Here is a 22415-nt window from a genome sequence, read left to right on the forward strand (position 1 = left end):
GCGCGAGCCGTTGATGTCGCAGGACGTGTAGAGGCCCTGGCTGGCGGCGGATCTGCTGCTGTCGGGAGTGTGGGCGTGTCGGTGAACACTGTCTCGGATTGCCAAGCTCCGGCAGCCTGTGGCGGCCGTCGTGCAACAGTACGTTTGATGGGGGACGACCCTTGTGCGACAGAGGATTCCGAAGCGACGTCGGGTTGTGCAGAACTGGCGGCAGGTGGTGGATCCGCTGAGTCGGCGAGTGGTGCTGCGGCAACGGGAGCCTCGGGTGCGGCGGCGGGAAGCGATACGTATCCGGTCGCATTGGTAGTCAGGAAGATGGATGCGGCGAGGTATGCCGGGGCAGGGGGCGCGCGTGGTTCGGGGCATGGGGTTGTGGATCTGGATGGTTGGGATTCGGGGTGTTCCGAGCCGGCGGTTTCTGGCGAGGACGCTGATGAGCGGCGGTTGGCTTGGGCGTATTTGTCACGGGTTGTGCAGGGGCCGTGTGCGGCGTTGTCGTCGTTGATCGAATCGGTGGGGGTGGTGGAGGCGGCGCGGGCGGTACGGGAGTGTGAGCTGCCGGAGTCGTTGCTCGGGCCGACCGCTCGGCGGCGGGAGATCGATAGTGCGGCAAGGGATCTCGAGGTGATGGAACGGCTGGGTGGGCGGTTGGTGACCCCGGACGATCCGGAGTGGCCGGCCTGGCGGATGCTCGGGCTTCGGCAGCTCGAGCCCGGACGCGATCGTGACGGGGCGGTGCCATTGGCGTTGTGGGTACGTGGGCCGCGGTCGTTGTCGGAGTCGAGCGAGCGGGCGATCGCGGTGGTCGGTTCGCGTTGCAGCAGCGGATACGGAGAGCATGTCACCGGCGAGATCGTTGGTGATCTGGCCGCTCAGGGCTGGACAATCGTCTCCGGAGCCGCCTTCGGTATCGACGGTATGGCGCATCGCGCCGCCCTCGCCGTCGGTGCTCCGACGATCGCCGTTCTTGCTTGCGGCGTCGATCGCGCCTATCCGGCCCAGCACGAACGACTCTTGGCCGAGATCGCCGAAACGGGCTTGGTGATCAGCGAATACCCGCCCGGCACGGTTGCGCACAAGAACCAATTCCTGGCCCGTAATCGCGTGATCGCCGCGCTGGCGGACGGCACCCTCGTCGTAGAGGCCGGACTACGCAGCGGCGCCCGGAATACCGTGAAATGGGCCCGCCGCCTCGGTCGCCCCGCCCTCGCCATCCCCGGCCCGGTCACCGCCGCCTCATCGGCAGGCTGCCACCGCATGATCCGCGAAGGTGAGGCCCTCCTGGTCACCCGCGCCGATGAGGTCATCGATGAAGCAGGCCCACTACGCCTTTCCCTACCGACCCCCCAGCCGTCCGACCTCAGCGACCGACTGCAAGGCAACGAAGCAGCGGTCTACGCCGCCCTCCCCGAAATCGGCTCCCGCCAACCCCGCGCCATCGCCGAAACCGTCGGCCTGGATCTCCCGACCGTCCGCGCCATCCTCCCTGCCCTCGAACTAGTCGGCCTAGTAGGCATGGACGAATACGGCTGGCACCGAACCGCAAACCCTCCGAGCCGATGAGCGCTCACGTACCGGGCCGGTGAGCGCCTTATATACCGGGCTTATGTACTGGGCTGGTGAGCGCTTATGTACCGGGGCTGGTGAGCGCTTATGTACCGGGCCGGTGAGCGCTCACGCCCGGGGCCGATCACAGCTCCGCGACCGGGCGAGCTGCCCGGTCTCTACGCGGTCAAGAATTCAGCTCGGCGCGGATCGGTGCAGTCGCGGCTCGGAGTGATTCGGCCATTGCGGTCGGAGGAGATCCGGTCGGGACGCGGTGACGCGGTTCTCGCAGTAAACCGCGGCATTGCGGCGTGCTTACTTGCCAAGGGGAGCGGGGGCGGTGACGGTGGGGGGATGGAGTTGCCGGAGGATCTCGAGGCATTGCTGGCCGAGTATGAGCGGCATTTGCGGCTCGGGCGGAATCGATCGGTGCATACGGCGCGGGCGTATGTGGGGGATGCGCGGTCGTTGTTGGGGCATTTGGTTGCGCGATCGGCGGATTCGGCGGTGCGGGAACTGGATTTGGCGTTGTTGCGGTCGTGGTTGGCGGCGCAGTCGGCCGGTGGGGCGGCGCGGACGACCATGGCACGGCGGGCGTCTTCGGCGAGGACGTTCACCGCGTGGTTGACCGGTACCGGGCGGCTGTCGATCGATCCGGGGTTGCGGCTCGGGTCGCCGAAGGCGCATCGGGTACTGCCTGCGGTACTCGGTGCGCAGCAAGCTGTCGCGGCTATGGATGCGGCGGAATCCGGTGCGGTGCAACGTGATCCGATGGCATTGCGAGACCGGCTGATCGTGGAGCTGCTGTACTCGACCGGCATTCGGGTGAGCGAGTTGTGCGGCCTGGATCTCGACGATATCGATCGCGAACGGCGGCTGGTCCGCGTCATCGGTAAGGGCAACAAGGAGCGCTCGGTGCCCTTCGGAGTTCCGGCCGACGAGGCGATCGCGAATTGGCTGCAGTACGGCCGTCCCGCCCTCGCGACAGCCGATTCCGGCCGTGCGCTGTTGCTCGGCCGTCGCGGCAAACGGCTCGACCAACGTCAGGCCAGAACAGTTGTCCACGAGGTCGTTTCGGCAATCCCGGGGGCACCCGATATGGGTCCGCACGGCCTGCGGCATTCGGCCGCAACCCATCTGCTCGAGGGCGGCGCGGACCTGCGCGTCGTACAAGAGCTCCTCGGCCACGCCAGCATGGCGACCACCCAGCTCTACACCCACGTCTCCATCGAGCGCCTGAAAAAGGTCCACGACCAAGCCCACCCCCGAGCCTGACGGCCTATAGAGCGGCGACCGAGGATCTGCGGCGCGTTGGGGGAGGCCCGCTCCTGCGCAGCGGCCAGCCGTGTGCGAGTTCGAACTGCCCAGCAAACGACTCAGCCGCAATTCTGAAACGTGTTCTTGCTAATGAAAGTGGTGTGATGAGCGTGAAATAATACTATTCTGACACGGGTTCTAGTTTGGAGGATTTGTGGGCGCCGCACGATTTGTCGACCACTCGGTGGTCGACGCATGCTGCATTGCTGTCTCGGGGTGGGGCCGATGAGTTCGCATACTGTGCTGGGCAGGCAAGTGCAGATGCCGGTGCGGATTCGGCTCGCGCATGCCTTCATGGCGACCTACTCGGTACCGACGGCGGCCGCGCAGCGGCTCGTCGACTACTCCGGCCTGGAGATTCTTCGGTTGCCGGGTGGTCGCGCCATGTGCACGCTCGTTTTCGTCGATTACGTCGATGGCGACCTCGGGCCGTACAACGAGTTCGGTGTCTCGTTCATGGTCCGGCACCACACTGCTGGGCCCGCCGGTACGCTCGGCGATCTGCGTGCTCTGTCCACGGGCGGCGCGGGCGTCTTCATTCATCGTCTCCCGGTCGACGGCGAATTCACCCTGGCCGCCGGCCGCGGCATCTGGGGCTTCCCCAAGGAAATTGCCGATTTCGACGCGCAGCACGATGCAAGCGTGCGACACGGCGTTTTGCACCAGAACGGGCAGCTGATCGTCGATCTCGCCATCCGCCCCGGCCTCGCGGTCCCGCAACGTCGCAAGGGCTCCTCCTTCGACGCATACTCCCACATCGACGGCGTCACCCGCTGCACGCAGTGGCAGATGGAACCGTCCGGCATGCGCGCTCGCCCCGGCGGCGCCGAACTGTCCCTCGGCGAGCATGCCTGGGCCGACGAATTACGCTCCCTCGGCTTACCCAAGCGCGCACTCATGGCCTCGACCGTCGATCGGCTCGCGATGACCTTCCAGGACGCCACACCCGTCTGACCGGGAGTGCGGCATCCGCGATGGTGATCTTCGTAGACGTCGACAACGCCGCTCGTTAACCTGACGTAGCGGAGCGTTCGCATGCGGCAGTAAACCGACCAGCGATGGAGAGGTGCCCGTGAATTCCGACGACGACCATGGTGCAGTCCGAGCCGAGGCGCCATGACACTCCCCAACCCCGCCGAGGAATCCGAGGAGGGGGAGGAGGAGGTCGATTACCGCTTCACCCTCGCCAACGAACGCACCTTCCTGGCCTGGATGCGCACCTCGCTCGGCCTGCTCGCGGGTGGTGTCGCGGTGCATACGCTGGTGCAGCCGGTGCGGATGTCGGGGTTGCGCCGGACGCTCGCGATGAGCTGCATCGTGCTCGCCGTGATCATCGCGGTCGGTGCGTATGGACATTGGCGGCGCGTCGGTCGAGCCATGCGCAACGGTGAACCGCTACCCGACACCATCATGGTGCCGATTCTGTCGTGGGGTATTGCCGTCGTGTCGGTATTTGCCTGCGTGGTGGTGTTGTTGCGATGACCGCCGAGAGTCTGGCCGCCGAACGCACCGCATTGGCGTGGCGGCGTACGGCCATTGCCGCGATGGTCGTCGCCGCGCTTTTCGTCAATCATGCCGCGACCAACGGGTGGCGCGCCGTCGCCATCGCGCCGACGGGAGCGGCGATCACCATGGCAGCCGTTGCGGCCCTGTCTTTTTCGCGCAATCGCGCCTTGCATCAGGGGCGCTTCGGTCACGGCGGGCGAGTCATTGCTGCGACGATGCTGGCGGTGCTGGCCGTCGCATGTGTCGCGGCCGCGATCGGGTTTACGGATCCACGGCCCTAATGCGTTGCGGGCCGGACATGTTCGGCTGACAAGCACAGGAGGACGGATATGAGCACAGCGACCGAGCCGAGCGAATTCATCGTCGCCGAGCAGCAACGAGCGGCGGCCGCACTGCCCACTGACACGGCCGATCTCGCGGATGCGGACCGCGGGTTCATCGCGGCACTCGAGCCGGGAGAGGTGCGTGCATCGGATGGAAAGGTGGTGTGGGACAACGACTCCTACGGCTTCCTGCAGGGAACCTGCCCGGCGTCGGTCAATCCGAGCCTGTGGCGGCAGTCCGGGCTGGTCGTCAAGCAGGGGCTGTACGAGGTCGCGGCGGGCATCTATCAGATCCGTGGGCTCGATCTATCGAATATGACGCTGATCGAGGGAAGCGCCGGTGTGCTCGTGATCGATCCGCTGATTTCGGCGGAGACCGCCGCGGCGGGCTTGGCGCTGTATCGAGCGCACCGAGGCGATCGGCCGGTAACCGGGTTGATCTATACCCATTCGCACGCCGACCATTTCGGCGGTGCGATGGGTGTGACGACGGTCGACGATGTTGCGGCGGGCCGCTGCCCGGTACTCGCACCTGCCGGATTCCTCGAACACGCGGTTGCCGAGAACATCTATGTGGGAACTGCGATGGGGCGCCGGTCTGCCTATATGTACGGTGCCGCGCTGCCTCGGGGGCCGAAGGGGCAGGTCGGGGCCGGACTCGGACAGACCACGTCGCTGGGCACGATCACCTTGATTCCGCCGACGGTGGACATCACCGGTACCGGTCAGGAAGTAACGGTCGACGGAATCCGGATCGTCTTCCAGCTCACCCCGGGCACCGAGGCGCCCGCCGAGATGAACTTCTACTTCCCCGACATGCGCGCGCTGTGTATGGCCGAGAACGCAACGCACACACTGCACAACCTGCTGACGCTGCGTGGCGCGCTGGTACGTGACCCGCATGTGTGGGCCAAATATTTGACCGAGTCGATCAATCTGTTCGCCCGCAATTCCGACGTGGTCTTCGCCTCACATCACTGGCCGACCTGGGGTACCGAGCGGCTGGTGGAATACCTATCGCTGCAACGGGATCTGTATGGCTACCTGCACGATCAGACGGTGCGCAGGCTCAATCAGGGTTATCTGGGCGGTGAGATCGCCGAGATGCTGGAGCTGCCACCGGCCATCGCCGACGCGTGGCATACGCACGGGTATTACGGTTCCGTCAGCCACAATGTCAAGGCCATCTACCAGCGCTACATGGGGTGGTTCGACGGCAATCCGGCGCATTTGTGGGAGCATCCGCCGGTCGAATCCGCCAGGCGTCATGTGGAATTCATGGGTGGTGTCGACGAGGTGCTGCGTAAGGCGCAAACCGCTTATGACGCAGGGGATTACCGGTGGGTCGCGCAGGTGGTCAACTATGCCGTTTTTGCGGATCCGGCTAATGAGGCGGCGAAAACGTTGCAGGCCAACACCTTCGAGCAGCTCGGCTATGGTGCGGAGAATGCCACCTGGCGCAACTTCTATCTCAGTGGAGCCTATGAGCTGCGCAACGGGTCGTTCGGCACGCCGACGACGACGAATGCGCCCACGATGCTCGACGCGCTGACCATCGAGCAGATCTTCGATGCGATCGCGCTGCGCATCGATGGACCGAAGGCGTGGAATCTGCGCGTGGTGATCGACTGGCACATCACCGACGAAAAACGCACCTACCGCCTCGAACTGCGCAACGGCCTGATGGTCCACTACGACAAGCCCGACGGCGCCGACTTACCCGATCCGGACGCCGCTTTCACCTTGACGAGGTCGATCCTGATTCGAGCCTTGTTGGCAGGGGAGAATCTCGGCGCACTGGTCGCCGCGGGCGATATCGCCATTGCCGGGGATCCCAGCGGGCTGAACGCGGTGGTCGGTGTGATCGACGCGCCGGATCCGGACTTCGCCATCGTCACCCCCTGAGATAGCGCTTGCGGGCCGCTCGGCCAAATCGCTCGACCCGTGAGGTCCCGGCGCGTACGGTCGGCGACCATGTCCACCGAATCCATCGACAACTCCGTACCTCTGCGTGCGCGCCTCCGCACTGCGCTGTCCGCCGCGATGAAGACCCGCGATCGCAGCGCGATCTCCGGTCTGCGATCTGCGCTCGGTGCCATCGATAACGCCGAAGCCATCGACACGGTGGACATCAAGGCCGGAGCCGTCGAGAACAGCGCGGTCGGACTCGGCGCCGCCGAAGCTCGCCGACGCGATCTCACCGAGGCCGATATCGAACAGATCGTCCGCACCGAAATCGCCGACCGGCAGCAGGCGGCTGTCGAATACGACACCCTCGGACGCTCCGATCACAGTGACCTGTTGCGCGCCGAAGCTGCCGCACTCGAGGCGCAGCTCTAGGTGCCCGAGGCCGTGTGCGCTTGCGTGAGCCGAGTTGGTTACGCGACGCCTGGATGGCCGTCGAGCACATCATTGCCGCAGGTTTTTGGTGTTGTCGCCATCCGGACACGTGCGCTGAATTCAGCTGCCCTGCAGCGGAATCCGGTGGCCTGACCTGGGCGTTGTGCGGATCCTAGGCGGAGGTCGGGAGTGTGTCGATGTACTTTCCGGCGATGATGTGTTGGATGGCTCGCACCACCGGTCCGCCGAGCCGGACGTACCAGGCCCCGGGGCGGGAGAAGGCGGTGACCAGGCCGTAGACGGCGTCATCGGTGGGGTCGTATTCGACAGCGAACAGTTCCTCGCCGATCTCGGGATGTCCGGGCAGCGTGCCGTATGCAAAGCCGCGCCGGTCGGGTTCGTCGAGGACGTAGACGACCCGGCACGGTGCGGTGATGCTGACCGGACCGGCGCCCAACCGCACGGTCAGCCGCGTCCCCGGCTCTGCGGTCGGTGTGTCGGCCTCCCGAAAGATGCCAGTGCCCTTCTGCATTCGATACGCCAGGATCTCCGCACCCGCACGCTCGAACAGCGCCCGCCCGGACCCGATGCGGCGGCGCAGCCGAAACCGGTGATAGCCCGCAGGCAGCACCTCCCTCGTCGCGCCGACCTCGGCATAGGTGAACGGCGGATCTCCGAACGCATATCCCATTACCCGATCCTCGCGCCCAACCCGTCATTGCGGAAGGGCATCCTCCGAAGCTGCTGCTCGGCCCTGAATTCATGTCACCGGCTTCAGTCGCAGGGGAGTCGGGTGCAGTAGTCCGAGCGGATCGATGTACTCACGTCGGCTGTGACCGCTTGTTTCTCGTCTCGCACCCCAATGCAGGCACGCCGCCGCCACGCAACCCACGTGTCCCGCCTCCAAATCGCCGATTCGCGTTCCGCGACCCACTCGCATGCCCACCGAAACCTCTGCTTGCACCGGCTCGTACGTGGTTCGCAGCCCGCCGGGGTGATCGATCGAGACGACGGGTTTGCCTGCGACCGTTCCCGCGAACACCACGATTCCGTCTCCGGCCGCGAGGACCGCCTGCCCATTCGTACCTGCCAGATCAACCCCGCGATGTCCGGGTAGCCAGTCCTGCGCCGGTTTGTCGAATTGCCGCTCGACCGCAGGCCGTGGTTGCAGCGGCCAGCTGAACTCCCCGTGCGGAGCAGCCGAAACCGACTGCTCCGCAACGAGTCCCAGCAGTGCGATGACCCCGAGGACAATCGAAATCAGCCGCCGCCCATGTGGGCCGCCGATTCTGCTGAGGCGCTTCATCCGAGATCAGCGCGGCAGCGGGAGCGGAGCCCGCTGAACGAGATCCAGCAGCCGCGACAGCAGATCGCTGAAAACCCGCGGCAACGCGCTCGCCGACCCGGTGCCAGCCCCACATGCAATGTCGGCGGCGAGCGGCGTCGCACCCTCCTCAGAGGCCGGTGTCTGCGCCCCGTCGGCCGAACGCAGGTCGGATGCAGTGTCCACTCGGAGCATGTTGGGTGCAGTGCCCACGCGAAGTGCGTCGGGCGCCATATTGACGCGGAGAGCGTCCGGCGCGATGTTCACGCGCGGTGCATCGGACGCGACGTCCACCAGTGGCTCGGAGGCGACATTTCCGTGGAGTCCGTCGGAAGAGATGTTCACGCGCAATGCATCCGGCGCGACATTCACCCGGAGCGCATTCGGCGCGACGTTTACGTGAACAGCATGTGGCGCGATGTCCAGGTGCAGTGCGTCAGGCGCGACATATGCGCCCCACGCACCTGGTGCGATATTCACGCGGGCTGCGCCGAGCGCGATGTTCACGTGGGGTGCATCCGGCGCGACTCGCGCATCCAGCACGCCAGGCGCGATATTCACAACGAGCGGCGCAGCACGAAGCGGATCCGGCATCCGCGACGACCCGCCACCCGCCGAACAGGCCGAACCCGTGCACTCCCCGAACACGACTTCCGATCCAGGGAAACCGCCATCCGGCGCAGCGGTTGCCGCGGATCCCCAAGGCAGCGCTACCGGAGCCCCGCCATTGGGTGGTGCTGCCGAAACCGGCTGTGCCAGAGCCAGTGACAGCAGGAACAGCGGTGGGATGAGCATGGTCATCGAGATAGCTATGCGATTCATGTTTCAAGCGTCGGCCGCATACGGGACCCGCAGTACCCTCGCTTCGGTGAGTGTGGACAACTTGCTCGGTTGTGGAGATGGCCCGTTTCGACCCTTGACAGGGCGATTTAGGAACTCGCCCCCTCAGCCCGTAGACTGGTCGAGCGGTCTGTGCCTGCACGGACCGACTTCGCGCGCCACCCCGTGCTTGTTCGTAACGGCGCTGTTCGAACCGGAGCTCGACTTCGTGAACCGGCAGCGCATGCGAAGCAGGGAATCATCGGCTGGTCCTGATCCTCGCGATCGGGTCCGATGATTCGGAGGCGCCAGGGCGGCGGATCACCGATTCGCCGCGACAACCGGCAACGAAAGAGAGATACGGCACCATGGCTGTCGTAACAATGAAGCAGCTGCTCGACAGCGGCGCACACTTCGGACACCAGACTCGGCGCTGGAACCCGAAGATGAAGCGGTTCATCTTCACCGACCGCAACGGCATCTACATCATCGACCTGCAGCAGACGCTGACCTACATCGACAAGGCCTACGAGTTCGTCAAGGAGACCGTCGCCCACGGTGGCACCGTTCTCTTCGTCGGCACCAAGAAGCAGGCCCAGGAGTCGATCGCGGCCGAGGCGACTCGCGTCGGGATGCCCTACGTCAACCAGCGTTGGCTGGGTGGCATGCTCACCAACTTCTCCACCGTGCACAAGCGCCTGCAGCGCCTCAAGGAGCTCGAGGCGATGGAGCAGACCGGTGGCTTCGAGGGTCGCACCAAGAAGGAAATCCTCATGCTCACGCGTGAGATGAACAAGCTGGAGCGCACCCTCGGCGGTATCCGCGATATGGCCAAGGTGCCCTCGGCCATCTGGGTCGTCGACACCAACAAGGAGCACATCGCCGTCGGCGAGGCGCGCAAGCTGAACATCCCGGTCATCGCGATCCTGGACACCAACTGCGATCCCGACCTGGTCGACTACCCGATCCCGGGTAACGACGACGCGATCCGTTCCGCCGCTCTGCTGACCAAGGTCGTCGCCTCCGCGGTGGCCGAGGGCGTGCAGGCGCGGGCCGGTATCTCCTCCGGTGACGAGAAGCCGGAAGCCGGTGCGGGCGAGCCGCTCGCCGAGTGGGAGCAGGAGCTGCTCGCGCAGGCCGCCCCCGCCGCGACCGAGGCCGAGGCTGCCGCCGAGGCCCCCGCCACCCCGGCCGACGCCTGATCGTCGCGACAGCGTCTGTTCACCTTGCCGACCTCTCCTGCATAGGAGCGGTCGGCAAGGTGGTGTTACCACCCGAAACAACACACAGGAGGATCGCCACCCATGGCGACATACACCGCCGCTGACGTGAAGCGGCTGCGGGAGCTCACCGGCTCCGGGATGATGGACTGCAAGAACGCGCTGGTCGAGACCGACGGCGATTTCGACAAGGCCGTCGAGGTGCTGCGCATCAAGGGTGCCAAGGATGTCGGCAAGCGCGCCGAGCGCGCCACCGCCGAGGGTCTGGTCGTCGCCAAGGACGGCGTGCTGATCGAGATCAACTCCGAGACCGACTTCGTCGCCAAGAACGACGAGTTCCAGGGCCTCGCCGACAAGATCGTGACCGCCGCCGCGGCTGCCAAGCCCGCCGACCTGGACACGCTGAAGGCGCTGAAGCTGGACGGTCAGACCGTCGAGGAGGCGCTGCAGGCGCTCGCCGCCAAGATCGGCGAGAAGCTCGAGCTGCGTCGTGTCGTCGCCTTCGACGGCCCGGTCGCCGTCTACCTGCACAAGCGTGCCACCGACCTGCCGCCCGCCGTCGGCGTGCTGGTCGAGTACCAGGGCGAGGGTGACGCCGCTGCCGACGCCGCGCGTGCGGTCGGCATGCAGGTCGCCGCGCTCAAGGCCAAATACCTGACCCGCGAGGATGTGCCGGCCGACGTGGTGGAGAACGAGCGCCGCATCGCCGAGCAGACCGCCAAGGAAGAGGGCAAGCCCGAGGCCGCGCTGCCGAAGATCACCGAGGGCCGCGTCAACGGCTTCTTCAAGGACGTCGTCCTGCTGGAGCAGGCGTCGGTCACCGATTCGAAGAAGACCGTCAAGGCGCTGCTGGACGAGGCCGGTGTCACCGTGACCCGCTTCGCCCGCTTCGAGGTCGGCCAGGCCTGATAACGCCCGCGAAACCCCTCGTGCTCCGGATACGGTGTACGAGGGGTTTCGGCTGTCCGGACGCCGGCCGTTCATCCGCAATTCCCGAGCCTGACCGGGCGAGTTCGTTGCGTCCGAGGGGGTCTTCTACCCACATCGAATCCGAGTAGGGCAGGATAAGGGCGCTCCGTATTGAGCCTCCGCGTTGCCATCCGGCCCACGTGCTGTGTCGACAGACCGAAATCTATCGCCGAAGGAGACGAACACCCATGACGGACCCCGGGACCGACCGCCCAGGATATCGCCGGGTGCTCCTCAAATTGGGCGGGGAGATGTTCGGCGGCGGCAAGGTCGGGCTCGACCCCGATGTGGTGCAGACGGTCGCCGAGCAGATCGCCGAGGTGGTCTCCAGCGGTGTTCAGGTCGCCGTGGTGATCGGCGGCGGCAACTTCTTCCGCGGCGCCGAACTCGAGGAGCGCGGTATGGAACGCGCCCGCTCGGACTATATGGGCATGCTCGGCACCGTGATGAACAGCCTTGCGCTGCAAGACTTTTTGCAGCAGCAGGGCATCGACACCCGGGTGCAGACCGCGATCACCATGGGGCAGGTCGCCGAGCCCTATCTGCCGCTGCGCGCCAAGCGGCACCTGGAAAAGGGCCGCGTTGTCATTTTCGGCGCGGGCATGGGCATGCCCTACTTCTCCACCGACACCACCGCCGCCCAGCGCGCGCTGGAGATCGGCGCCGACGTGGTGCTGATGGCCAAGGCCGTCGATGGGGTCTTCACCGCGGATCCCCGGGTCGACCAGAGCGCGACCATGTACACCGAGATCACGCATAAAGAGGTCATCGAGCGTGACCTGAAGGTCGCCGACGCGACGGCCTTCAGCCTGTGTATGGACAACCAGATGCCCATCCTGGTGTTCAATTTGTTGACGAAGGGCAATATCGCCCGTGCGGTCGCCGGTGAGAAGATCGGCACATTGGTTCGGTCCTGACCCCGCGCCCGCGGATCATGACGATGACGACGCTGTGGAGGAAACGGTCGTGATTGAAGAAGCGCTCTTCGACGCCGAGGAGAAGATGGAGAAGGCCGTCTCGGTGGCGAAGGACGACCTCGGGTCCATCCGTACCGGTCGGGCGAATCCGGGCATGTTCCAACGGATCGTCATCGACTACTACGGTTCGCCGACCCCGATTACCCAGGTATCGAGCATTACCGTGCCCGAGCCGCGGATGGTGGTGATCAAGCCGTACGAGCAGTCGACGCTCGGCGCGATCGAAACCGCGATCCGCAATTCGGATCTCGGTGTCAACCCAACCAACAACGGTGACATCATTCGGATCTCGGTCCCGCAGCTCACCGAGGAGCGGCGCCGTGAACTGGCCAAGCAGGCCAAGGGCAAGGGCGAGGACGCCAAGGTCTCGATTCGGAATGTCCGCCGCAAGGCCATGGACGAACTGTCGCGGATCCAGAAGGATGGCGAGGCGGGTGAGGACGAGGTCGGGCGCGCCGAGAAGGAGCTCGACAAGACCACCGCGAAATATGTCGGCCAGGTCGATGAACTGGTCAAGCACAAGGAAGCTGAACTGCTCGAGGTCTGAGGTCCGAGGCCGGATCTTTCGGGCCCGCCCGGGCGGGGGACGAACGGAACGACGAGTTGAGCGACGGGACAATCGTGGCCGAGAACGCCGCCGCGACCGGTGCGGCCGAGGAGCCGAGGCCGGCCAACGGCACTGTTGATGCGACGGACGGGCGCGCGGTCGATGCCGCGATTCCCGAAGCCGCACCTCCCGAACCCGTGCACACCGACTCCGCGACGTCCGAGGCCGAACGTCGGGGATCCTCGGTGGAGGCCTCGACCGGTCGGTCCGCGACTCCGGGGGATGCGACCGTCGCACCCTCGGGTCCGGCGACATCCGGACCCGCGACCGATGGTGTCGCGACAGTCGGCCCCGCAGCATCCGGCTCGCCGACCGATGGCCCCGCGACTGATGAACCCGCGACTCCGGGACCTGCGACCGATGAGCCTTCGACCTGGGGACCGGCGACGCCCGGACCCGAAAACGATGGTTCCGCGACCCCCGAATACTCCGCCGCCGAGCCGGTGAATCCCGTAGCCCAGCAACAGAACTCGGACGAACCCGCAGCTCCCGCCTCGCGCGCCGGTCGCAATCTCCCAGCCGCCTTGGCCGTCGGCTTCGGTCTCGGGCTCTCGCTCATCGCGATCCTGCTGTTCGTGCCGAAGGTATTCATCGGCGTTGCGGCAGCCGGAGTCGGCGTCGCGACCTGGGAGGTCGCCAAGCGGCTGCGGGAGGCGGATGTCCTCGTCCCGCGGATCCCGCTCATCGTCGGCGGTCAGGCGGTGTTCTGGCTCGGCTGGCCGTGGGGCGCCAGCGGCGTGGCGGGCGCCTTCGCCACGACCACGCTGGTCTGCATGGTGTGGCGCCTTTTCGATCACGGCTTGCAGACCGCGCCGCGAAACTTCTTGCGCGACACCGCGATCACGATCTTCACCCTGGCCTGGATCCCGCTGCTCGCCTCGTTCGCGACGCTGCTGCTGCTCGAGCCCGACGGCAATCTGCGGGTGCTGACCTTCATGATCCTGGTGGTCTGCTCCGATGTCGGCGGTTACGTCGCGGGTGTGCTGTTCGGGCGGCATCCGATGGTGCCCGCGATCAGCCCGAAGAAGTCCTGGGAGGGCTTCTGCGGTTCGCTGGTGTTCAGCGTGATCGGCGGTCTGCTGACGGTGACCCTGCTGCTGGAAGCCAACTCGATGATCGGCGTGGTGCTCGGCGTCGGCCTGGTACTGGTCGCGACCGTCGGTGATCTCATCGAATCCCAGGTCAAGCGGGAACTGGGCATCAAGGATATGGGCACCCTGCTGCCCGGCCACGGCGGCATCATGGACCGCCTCGATTCGATGCTGCCCTCGGCCTTCGTGTCGTGGCTGGTGCTCAGCAGCTTGCTCTAGCGCTTCGCAGCGCGGCGGAGCTGAATGATCCGCACCCCGCCGACCAACGCCATCACCAGCGCACCGGCGATCACGGACAGCAGCACCATGATGCCGACCGGCATGGAGAAGCTCCAGAAGAACAGATCCACTCGCTGCTGTTCCAGGTTCTGCAGGATGAAGATCAGCAGCACGATCCCGATCAGCGTCGCGGCGACCAGGGCGACCCAGGTGTCGCCGGTCCGGGACTTCATCACCGACTTGCGGCCGGTCGGCTCCACCGTCTCACGGCCGGTCGACGCAGGTGCGGCATCTTCGGTGCGCTCCGGCTCGGACGACTCGGCGTGACTGGTCATCCTTCGATCATTGCCGATCGCTATCGTCGGTGCACGCATTTCTGTCCGGTGACCGGCATGTCGTGATGTCGAAGCAGAGCTGCTCACCGGCCCGATCGAACGTGACGTTCGTCGCGTCGGGCGTCGTGATGGTCACCTTCGGTCCGGGCCGCACACGCGAGATGGGACACTGGAGGGACTATGACCGTCTCCCTGCCCCTCGTCTTCGATGCTCCGCGCCGTGGCATGCCGCCACGGCACCTCGCCGACCTCGATGCCGACGGGCGCAAGGCCGCGGTCGAGCAGCTCGGTCTGCCGAAGTTCCGCGCCGACCAGATCGCGCGCCAGTACTACGGCCGCCTGCAGGCCGATCCGGAGCTGATGACCGATCTGCCCGCCACCGTGCGCGAAAAGGTCGGCGCGGCGCTGTTTCCGCCGCTGATGTCGGTGGTCAAACATGTCGCGTGCGATGGCGGCGAGACGCGAAAGACCTTGTGGCGTGCGGGCGATGGCACCTTGCTGGAGAGCGTGTTGATGCGCTATCCCGATCGCGCCACCCTCTGCATTTCCAGCCAGGCCGGCTGCGGTATGGCGTGCCCGTTCTGTGCCACCGGTCAGGGCGGCCTCAACCGCAATCTCTCCACCGCCGAAATCGTCGACCAGGTCCGCGCCGCAGCCGCTGCCATGCGTGATGGCGAGGTCTCGGGTGGTCCGGGCCGCCTGTCCAATATCGTCTTCATGGGCATGGGGGAGCCGCTGGCGAATTACAAGCGGGTGGTCGCCGCGGTTCGTCGCATCACCTCACCCGCGCCCGACGGCTTCGGTATCTCTCAGCGCAATGTGGTGGTTTCCACCGTCGGCTTGGCTCCGGCGATCCGCAAGCTCGCCGACGAGGACCTCTCGGTGACCCTCGCGGTGTCGCTGCACACACCCGATGACGAACTGCGCGACACCCTGGTGCCGGTGAACAACCGCTGGCCGGTCGCCGAGGTCCTCGACGCCGCCCGCTACTACGCCGATAAGAGCGGGCGCCGGGTTTCCATCGAATACGCGCTGATCCGCGATATCAACGACCAGCCGTGGCGCGCCGATATGCTCGGCGCGAAACTGCACAAGGCGCTTGGCTCCCGCGTGCATGTGAACGTCATCCCGCTGAACCCGACGCCGGGCAGCAAGTGGGATGCCAGCCCGAAACCTGTTGAGCAGGAATTCGTTCGGCGCGTCAACGCGCAGGGCGTTCCGTGCACGGTGCGCGATACGCGGGGCCAGGAAATTGCCGCGGCCTGCGGGCAGTTGGCCGCAGAGGGCTAGGCTGCCCCCTTTTCGCGTCAGTGGCCGCCCGGCTCGAGGAGTTCGCGGCCTTCGTCGGCCTTGACGCGGCGGTGTTCGGCGAGGATGAGTCCGCCGCCGCAGATCAGGCACAGAGCAGTGGCGATACCGGCCACGACGGCCCAGCCCGCGAATCCGTAGCCCGCCGCGGTGAGCGTCAGGGCGGCGCCGACTACGCCCAGCAGCACCAGGATGACGCCGGGCCAGTTGTGGGTGTCGGCGATCATTTCGCCCGCGTGATTTCTGGTGTTGCGTGCGTGGTCCGGGAAGTCGGAACGCAGCCGATCGGATGCGTCGGGTCCAGGAAACATCGCGTCCTCTCCCTTCGGATGGATCGTCTCGTTCGAGCGGATACCCGACATGTTCCGGATCAATCAGGGTGTATCGGCGATCACGTCGGGTACCGCGAACCCGAATCTGCTTGCGACGAACAGGAGGGCAACCATGGCAACCGCGCGGGAACTCATGACCGAAGGCGTGCAGTGCGTGCGATCCAGCGATTCGGTGGTCGAGGTCGCGAAGCTGATGAAACAGCTGAGCATTGGCGCTGCCGATATGCGGTGAGGACAATCGGTTGAAGGGCATACTGACCGACCGCGACATCGTCGTGAAGGTGCTTGCCGAGAACAAGGACACGATCGGCGTCAAGGCGGGGGAACTGGCCGAGGGCACACCGATTACGGTGCAGGTGGGCACCGATGCCGACGAGGTGCTCAATGTGATGGCGGTGCATCAGATCCGCCGGGTGCAGGTGCTCGACGGTGACCAGTTGGTCGGCATTGTGGCGCAGGCCGATGTGGCCGTCGCGCTCGGCAATGCCGATACCGGCGGCGTGGTGGAGGCGGTGTCGACGGACTGACCGCGACCTTCGAACCTTCTCGTCCGCGCTGCCCTGAGCGCAGGTGTGAGTGTGCCGCTCGCGGGTATGCGCGGACGAGAGGAGCCGCGGTGGCTCCGTCCCCGATCGAGGAGGTACCGTGCGCGATGTGCGCGGCTTCGCGACGAAGTTCTATACCGCCCAGGGCAATTACGATCTGGTCGGCAATAACTTCCCGGTGTTCTTCATCCAGGACGGAATCAAATTCCCGGACTTCGTGCACGCGGTGAAACCCGAGCCGCACAATGAGATTCCGCAGGCCGCCTCCGCGCACGACACCCTCTGGGATTTCGTGGGGCAGCAGCCGGAGACACTGCACGCGATCATGTGGCTGATGCCGGACCGGGCACTGCCGCGCAGCTATCGCATGATGCAAGGCTTCGGCGTACATACCTTCCGGCTCGTCAACAGCGAGGGCCGAGGCACTTTCGTGAAGTTCCACTGGACGCCGAAACTCGGCGTGCATTCGCTGCTGTGGGACGAATGTCAGCAGATCGCCGGGCGTGATCCCGACTTCAATCGACGCGATCTGTGGGACTGCATCGCGGCGGGCCAGTATCCGGAGTGGGAACTCGGCGTGCAGCTGGTCTCGGACGAAAGCGAATTCGGCTTCGACTTCGACCTGCTCGATCCGACGAAAATCATTCCGGAAGAACAGGTTCCGGTGCAGCCGGTCGGCCGCATGGTGCTGGACCGCAATCCGGACAACTTCTTCGCCGAGACCGAGCAGGTGGCCTTCCACACCGCCAATCTGGTGCCCGGTATCGATTTCAGCGATGATCCGCTGCTGCAGTTGCGCAACTTCTCCTACCTGGATACCCAGCTGATCCGTTTGGGCGGGCCGAATTTCGCCCAGCTGCCGATCAACCGGCCGGTCGCCGACGTGCGCAATCACCAGCAGGACGGCTACGGTCAGCACGCCATTCCGCGGGGCGAGGCCGCCTATACCAAGAACACCATCGGTGGCGGTTGTCCGGCATTGGCGAATACCGAGATGTTCCAGCACTATGCCGAGCCGCTGTCCGGTTCTGCTATTCGTCAGCGCGCCAGCAGTTTTCGGGAGTACTACCGGCAGCCGCGGATGTTCTGGCGCAGTATGTCGCCGCCGGAGGCCGACCACATCGTCGCCGCCTTCGCCTTCGAACTGGGCAAGGTGGAGCGGGCGATCATCCGGACCAGGGTGCTCGAACATCTGGTGCGAATCGAGCCCGAACTGGCCGAGCGGGTCGCGAGTGAACTGGGTATGCCTGTGCCGCAACCGGACTCGGGTGATCGCGAGGCGGCGGTATCTCCTGCGCTGTCGCAACTCAATACGGTCACCGATACCATCGCGACCCGGAAGATCGCGATCCTGGCCGCCGATGGGGTGGACACACTCGGTGTGCGCCGCATCAAATCGTGGTTGACCGACCGTGGTGCGGTCCCCGAAGTGCTTGCGCCGCACGCCGGTACGTTCGGCGGCGACGGCAGCGACGGCGAAACCCTCCCGGTGGACCGGTCGCTGGCCACCGTCGCCTCGGTTCTCTACGATGCGGTGCTGGTCGCGGGTGGCGCGCAGTCCGCCGACACGCTGGTGGGCAATGGCGCGGCGGTGCACTTCGTCCTGGAGGCGTTCAAACACGCCAAACCGATCGGCGGCTTCGGCGACGGTGTCACGCTGCTGCGGGTCGCCGGTGTCATATCCGATACCGATCATGACGCGCGAACAGGTGTCTTCACCACGACCGCCGTCGGCGCGGGCGTGTCCGAGGAATTCATCGAGATGTTCGCGAATGCGCTTGCCCAGCACCGGGTCTGGCGTCGGTCGACCGTCGCCGTACCCGCCTGGCCGTCCCCGTTCAGCTCGGGGCGGGCTGGATCTCCTTCTCCCACGCGGTGAAGAAGCCATCCAGATCGGGCCCGATCTGCTGGACGTACAGTTCGTCGACACCGGCATCGAGATACTGCCGGAGTCGGCGGATATGACGTTCCGGATCGGGCCCGGTGGCGAAGTGCTCACGGGTGGATTCGCGATCGAACGGGCCCCGGATAGATCACCGAGGCCCGTTCGACAGGTTGAGCTAGCTGCCGCTGTGGCTGTGCTGGCCACCCTTCTGCTTGGCCGCCGTCGGCTGCGCCCGCGCGCCCTTACGACCTGCCTCGTGCGGGTCGGCCGCATTGCGCTGGCCGAAGCTGCCGGTACTGGCCTTGCCGCCCTTGCTGGCCTGCTCGTGGGTGTCCTTGCGATTGCCGAACTGCCCGGGATTCTTCGGATCTGCCATGACAGCGCTCCTTCTCGGTAGTTGGAACTATCTGCGGCCCCGGTTCGGACCACATGTGCGACCTACCCGGGATCCGGTCGGTTAATCGAGTGGATATCACCCGGCGGTCCGGCTGTTTCGCGGCCCTGAAAAGTGGTGTTTACCAGTAGTATTCGCGGGTGGACCGAGAGGGGGTCTGGCCGAATTCGCCGTCGCGAGGCTACGGTGAGCAGCGTTGTCGATCCGACCTGGGCATGGCGGACCGGTAACGGAAACTGAACTGCCGCAAGTAGATCGAGCTATCCGACGACCGACTTCATCCAGTCGATGACGGCGGCATGATATTGCGCGGTGTTCCGTGCGAGATTCACCGAATGTCCGCTGCCGGGCAGCACGAAGGTACGCAACCGCGCGGCTGGACTGAAAAACGCGGCCTCCGCGGCCTGCAGGGTCGTGCTGTCGGCGCAGATCGCATAGGCGGGTCCACACGACAACCGGTCCAAACTGCCATTGACGACCATGACCGGGGCGGTGATCAAGCTGGACATCCCTGGCAGGGTAGAGGTGAGGCCGTCGGGATATTCGGTGAGCGAGAAGGTTTCCTTCGTCGCCTCATCGATCGCGAGCACCTGCGGATCGTAATTATCCGGCCCGAAGAAATCACTGGCCCGGGTGCCCGGCCGGGTCACGAGATAGCCCGAATCGTATCCGCGGCTGGCGAATACGGGATCCTGTACCGCCTGGTAGTAGGTGCCGATCACGCCGAGGACGTCCGGCACGCTCAGGGTGTGCGAATATCCGGTGAGCAGCACGCCGTCGACATCGTGGTAGGTGGTGGCTTCCATGACCGAGGTGCCGGAGCTCAGCGAATGACCACCGGTGACGACCTTGTCGAACGGCTGTGCGCCCGCGAGTCCGTGGCGCAGGGCCTGCACGATGTCGTGCAGAGCTTCAGCGGTGGCGGACGCGGTCAGTGACATGCTCGGCGGACGGGTGCTTGCGCCGTTACCGAGCCGATCGGCTACCAGCGTCGCGTAACCCGCCGCGTTCATCGCGCGCCGGAAATTGTAAGTCTCTGGGGCGTAAGGGAAATCCCAGTAGGTGTGGTTGTAATTGGACCCCGCCATCAACACCATGACGGCGTCGGTCGGCCGGTCCGGCAGGCACAGGGTCGCGCCCAACGTCCCCTGCGGCACCGGGAAAGAGATCTCCTGACAACGGTCGGGCGAGGCGGTCGGATCAGCACTGGCCCCGCCCGGCACCACACCGAGTATTGTCGCCGCCGCGGTAGCGGCCACCAACATTCGGGCGTAGAGCTTCTTCGTCACCGCGTTCCCTCCGAATGGGAAATATCGTGCGCCGCGCCATCTTCTGGCGAATCACCATACCGCACACGAACATCCGTAGCTATGGGGTTGCGTGACGAAGATGCGATCTACGATGCACGGCATGGGTTCGCGTGGTGTGCACTTTGTCGGCAGCTTTCCGGGTACGAGTACCGACGATGCGATGCGCGCGATGCTCGATGCCGCGGGGCCGCGCCTACGCACGCTCCCGACCGGGGAAACGCGTCGCTACGAGTTCTACATCCAGCCGATCATCGAGGATCTGGTGGCGCAGGGCGCATTGGAAGTGAAGAAGTCGGGTACGTGGCGCTCGAGTCGGGAGCGGACCATCCATCGCGTTCCGACTGGTCGCGAGCTGACGGGCGACATGATGGAGCTCGGTTATCTCGCCGAGGCCCAGGAGGCGCTGCCGATGTTCCAGGGCTTGCGTACGGTGCGCGAGCTGCCCGAACTCACTCTCCAGATCGGGATGCCGACCGATTTCACCCTGGCCTTCATTGCCATGGGCATTCCAGGTGTCCGGTTGCACCGCAAGGCATTCCGTGACGCGACCGTGCGCGATATCGCGGCCATCCACGAACTGGTCGGTACCGACGACGTGGTCGTGCAATTGGAGGCGACCGCGGAAATGGTGCTCATGGCGAAGGCACAGCCACTGCACCGACCGTTGGAGGCGGCATTGCGCCTCGGCGAGGGGATTGCGGCGCTGGCCGAATCCGCGCCTGCGGGAACCAGATTCGGCGTGCACCTGTGCGTCGGAAGCCTGCACAACAAGTCCCGGGCCAGTATGCGTGATCTGCAGCCTTTCGTGGAGCTGGCCAATTCCGTTGCCCGGCAGTGGCCTTCGGATCGCCCGCTGACCTATGTGCACGGTCCGCTTGCGGCCGGAGATATCCCGCCGTCGGCGGATCCCGCGTTCTACGCACCCCTCGCGGACCTGTCACTCGGCGCGGGCACCAATTTCTACGCGGGATTCGTCCACGACACTCCCACGGTGCCAGAGCAGGTCGAGACCTTGCGGTTGATCGAGAACGCGCTGAGCAGACCGGTGGACGGCGTCGCGAGTGCATGCGGACTCGGTCGCCGTCCGCGTCCGATCGCCGACGCGCTCGCGGCACGCGCCGATACGCTTGCCGCGATCTAAGGTTTGCGGCCGACGCCGCCCAAGATCACCAACTTGGTGTGCGGCAGGTCGTCGTCGAGCCAGTCTTGTACCGGCACCAGACCGGGTTCGACTATCTCGAAGCCGTCCAGGTACGCGGCCACCATATCCGGGGTCCGGAATTGGACCTGCGCCGAGCTGCCGTCGGTATCGCCGGTCGACTGCGCGACGAACTCCGCGTACGTGTCGACCGATCCGTGGGTGAAGGCCAGGATGCTTCCCGGCGCCATCACATCGCGCAGTCGCGCGATGATCTCTGCTGGGTGTTCGTCGTCCATCACGAAGTGCAGCACGCCGACGATCAGGATCGCTACCGGCTGGTCGAAGTCGATCTGTCCCTCGGTCCGCGCCTTCTCGATGATCTCGTCCGTGCGGCGGATATCACCGAGTATCGACGCGACACCGGATGTGCCGGACAGGAGCGCGTTGGTGTGCACGTGCACGACCGGGTCGTAGTCGATCATCACGACGCGTGCCGCCGGGTCGACCTTCTGCGCTATCTCGTGCACGTTGGGCGAGATGGGGATTCCGGCACCGATATCGATGAATTGCCCAATCCCCGCCTTGGCCGCCTCTTCCACGGCGTTGAGCAGGAATTTACGACTGAACCAGGCCGTCGTCTTGGTGTCCGGCGCGACCGCGAGCATTCGCTCGGCGACCCGCTGGTCCACCTCGTAGTTGTCTTTACCGCCGAGTAGATAGTTGTACACCCGAGCAGCGTTCGGCTTGGATGGATCGACGCGTACCGGCGCCCGATCGGCCTCAGCCACCGCACCTCCCTTGATGCCCCTCGGCACATCGTAACAACGTCTGGTCGTTTGTCCGCATGGACCGGGCTGCGATGCTCGATTGCGGTGAATCCTTTGTGCGGGTTTACACCTCTCATACTT

The 22415-nt window shown here is 65.6% G+C and carries 23 protein-coding genes and 1 pseudogene; 16 read left to right on the forward strand and 8 right to left on the reverse strand.

Going from position 1 to position 22415, the window contains the following annotated elements; all coding sequences use genetic code 11:
- Positions 1 to 444 precede the first annotated feature (444 nt).
- From dprA to ACQPZ2_RS12425, 7 genes are all read left to right on the forward strand, one after another.
- Positions 445 to 1563: a DNA-processing protein DprA gene (gene dprA, locus ACQPZ2_RS12395; protein ID WP_433525660.1), complete on the forward strand. Its 1119-nt coding sequence runs from the start codon at positions 445 to 447 to the stop codon at positions 1561 to 1563.
- A gap of 336 nt (positions 1564 to 1899) precedes the next feature.
- Positions 1900 to 2820, forward strand: coding sequence for a tyrosine recombinase XerC (locus tag ACQPZ2_RS12400; RefSeq protein ID WP_433525661.1), 921 nt, complete (start codon positions 1900 to 1902; stop codon positions 2818 to 2820).
- Positions 2821 to 3087: 267 nt separating this feature from the next.
- Complete coding sequence (locus ACQPZ2_RS12405; RefSeq protein ID WP_433525662.1) at positions 3088 to 3816, forward strand: acetoacetate decarboxylase family protein; 729 nt, start codon at positions 3088 to 3090, stop codon at positions 3814 to 3816.
- A gap of 162 nt (positions 3817 to 3978) precedes the next feature.
- Entirely contained in the window at positions 3979 to 4344 is a 366-nt protein-coding gene (locus ACQPZ2_RS12410; protein ID WP_040693247.1) for a YidH family protein, read from the forward strand.
- A complete protein-coding gene (locus ACQPZ2_RS12415) occupies positions 4341 to 4649 on the forward strand; it encodes a DUF202 domain-containing protein (RefSeq protein WP_433525663.1) in 309 nt (102 codons plus the stop codon). Before ACQPZ2_RS12410 ends, ACQPZ2_RS12415 begins: the two co-directional genes overlap by 4 nt.
- A gap of 48 nt (positions 4650 to 4697) precedes the next feature.
- Positions 4698 to 6596 (forward strand): alkyl/aryl-sulfatase, encoded by a 1899-nt coding sequence (locus tag ACQPZ2_RS12420; RefSeq protein ID WP_433525664.1) that lies wholly within the window; start codon positions 4698 to 4700, stop codon positions 6594 to 6596.
- Between the two features lie 69 nt (positions 6597 to 6665).
- Positions 6666 to 7031, forward strand: coding sequence for a hypothetical protein (locus tag ACQPZ2_RS12425; protein WP_433525665.1), 366 nt, complete (start codon positions 6666 to 6668; stop codon positions 7029 to 7031).
- A gap of 172 nt (positions 7032 to 7203) precedes the next feature.
- Here the strand turns inward: ACQPZ2_RS12425 and ACQPZ2_RS12430 are convergent, their stop codons facing one another.
- From ACQPZ2_RS12430 to ACQPZ2_RS12440, 3 genes are all read right to left on the reverse strand, one after another.
- Entirely contained in the window at positions 7204 to 7722 is a 519-nt protein-coding gene (locus ACQPZ2_RS12430) for a DUF1990 family protein (protein WP_433525666.1), read from the reverse strand.
- Between the two features lie 69 nt (positions 7723 to 7791).
- Positions 7792 to 8337, reverse strand: coding sequence for a M23 family metallopeptidase (locus tag ACQPZ2_RS12435; protein WP_433525667.1), 546 nt, complete (start codon positions 8335 to 8337; stop codon positions 7792 to 7794).
- 6 nt (positions 8338 to 8343) lie between these two features.
- On the reverse strand, positions 8344 to 9177 hold the full coding sequence (locus ACQPZ2_RS12440; protein WP_433525668.1) for a hypothetical protein: 834 nt from the start codon (positions 9175 to 9177) through the stop codon (positions 8344 to 8346).
- A gap of 365 nt (positions 9178 to 9542) precedes the next feature.
- Here ACQPZ2_RS12440 and rpsB point away from each other — a divergent pair, with 365 nt between their 5' ends.
- From rpsB to ACQPZ2_RS12465, 5 genes are all read left to right on the forward strand, one after another.
- On the forward strand, positions 9543 to 10376 hold the full coding sequence (gene rpsB, locus ACQPZ2_RS12445) for a 30S ribosomal protein S2 (protein WP_063045818.1): 834 nt from the start codon (positions 9543 to 9545) through the stop codon (positions 10374 to 10376).
- A gap of 102 nt (positions 10377 to 10478) precedes the next feature.
- Entirely contained in the window at positions 10479 to 11303 is an 825-nt protein-coding gene (tsf, locus tag ACQPZ2_RS12450; RefSeq protein ID WP_387289078.1) for a translation elongation factor Ts, read from the forward strand.
- Positions 11304 to 11551: 248 nt separating this feature from the next.
- Positions 11552 to 12280, forward strand: coding sequence for a UMP kinase (pyrH, locus tag ACQPZ2_RS12455; RefSeq protein ID WP_063045820.1), 729 nt, complete (start codon positions 11552 to 11554; stop codon positions 12278 to 12280).
- A gap of 49 nt (positions 12281 to 12329) precedes the next feature.
- On the forward strand, positions 12330 to 12887 hold the full coding sequence (frr, locus tag ACQPZ2_RS12460) for a ribosome recycling factor (protein ID WP_040693344.1): 558 nt from the start codon (positions 12330 to 12332) through the stop codon (positions 12885 to 12887).
- Between the two features lie 503 nt (positions 12888 to 13390).
- Positions 13391 to 14257 (forward strand): phosphatidate cytidylyltransferase, encoded by an 867-nt coding sequence (locus ACQPZ2_RS12465; protein ID WP_433527402.1) that lies wholly within the window; start codon positions 13391 to 13393, stop codon positions 14255 to 14257.
- Here ACQPZ2_RS12465 and ACQPZ2_RS12470 read toward each other — a convergent pair.
- A complete protein-coding gene (locus tag ACQPZ2_RS12470; RefSeq protein WP_063045823.1) occupies positions 14254 to 14592 on the reverse strand; it encodes a LapA family protein in 339 nt (112 codons plus the stop codon). The genes ACQPZ2_RS12465 and ACQPZ2_RS12470 overlap by 4 nt on opposite strands.
- 180 nt (positions 14593 to 14772) lie before the next feature.
- Between ACQPZ2_RS12470 and rlmN the strand changes: the two genes are divergently transcribed.
- Positions 14773 to 15882, forward strand: coding sequence for a 23S rRNA (adenine(2503)-C(2))-methyltransferase RlmN (gene rlmN, locus ACQPZ2_RS12475; protein WP_433525669.1), 1110 nt, complete (start codon positions 14773 to 14775; stop codon positions 15880 to 15882).
- Positions 15883 to 15899: 17 nt separating this feature from the next.
- On the opposite strand, the gene ACQPZ2_RS12480 is transcribed toward rlmN, so the two are convergent.
- Complete coding sequence (locus ACQPZ2_RS12480) at positions 15900 to 16211, reverse strand: hypothetical protein (RefSeq protein ID WP_433525670.1); 312 nt, start codon at positions 16209 to 16211, stop codon at positions 15900 to 15902.
- Between the two features lie 263 nt (positions 16212 to 16474).
- Here ACQPZ2_RS12480 and ACQPZ2_RS12485 point away from each other — a divergent pair, with 263 nt between their 5' ends.
- Together ACQPZ2_RS12485 and ACQPZ2_RS12490 are read left to right on the forward strand one after the other, a co-directional pair.
- Entirely contained in the window at positions 16475 to 16759 is a 285-nt protein-coding gene (locus ACQPZ2_RS12485) for a CBS domain-containing protein (protein ID WP_433525671.1), read from the forward strand.
- A gap of 115 nt (positions 16760 to 16874) precedes the next feature.
- A pseudogene (locus tag ACQPZ2_RS12490) lies at positions 16875 to 18656 on the forward strand (catalase); the annotation flags it as partial.
- Between the two features lie 181 nt (positions 18657 to 18837).
- On the opposite strand, the gene ACQPZ2_RS12495 reads toward ACQPZ2_RS12490, so the two are convergent.
- Together ACQPZ2_RS12495 and ACQPZ2_RS12500 are read right to left on the reverse strand one after the other, a co-directional pair.
- Entirely contained in the window at positions 18838 to 19038 is a 201-nt protein-coding gene (locus ACQPZ2_RS12495) for a hypothetical protein (RefSeq protein WP_433525672.1), read from the reverse strand.
- Between the two features lie 278 nt (positions 19039 to 19316).
- Complete coding sequence (locus ACQPZ2_RS12500; RefSeq protein ID WP_433525673.1) at positions 19317 to 20345, reverse strand: alpha/beta hydrolase; 1029 nt, start codon at positions 20343 to 20345, stop codon at positions 19317 to 19319.
- 121 nt (positions 20346 to 20466) lie between these two features.
- Here ACQPZ2_RS12500 and ACQPZ2_RS12505 point away from each other — a divergent pair, with 121 nt between their 5' ends.
- The gene (locus tag ACQPZ2_RS12505) at positions 20467 to 21507 is read left to right on the forward strand and encodes a hypothetical protein (protein ID WP_433525674.1); all 1041 of its coding nucleotides are present in this window, start codon (positions 20467 to 20469) and stop codon (positions 21505 to 21507) included.
- Here the strand turns inward: ACQPZ2_RS12505 and ACQPZ2_RS12510 are convergent.
- Positions 21504 to 22295: an SAM-dependent methyltransferase gene (locus ACQPZ2_RS12510; protein ID WP_433525675.1), complete on the reverse strand. Its 792-nt coding sequence runs from the start codon at positions 22293 to 22295 to the stop codon at positions 21504 to 21506. The genes ACQPZ2_RS12505 and ACQPZ2_RS12510 overlap by 4 nt on opposite strands.
- Positions 22296 to 22415: the final 120 nt, after the last annotated feature.

It is taken from the genome of Nocardia pseudovaccinii (assembly GCF_050942345.1).
Lineage (GTDB): Bacteria > Actinomycetota > Actinomycetes > Mycobacteriales > Mycobacteriaceae > Nocardia > Nocardia pseudovaccinii.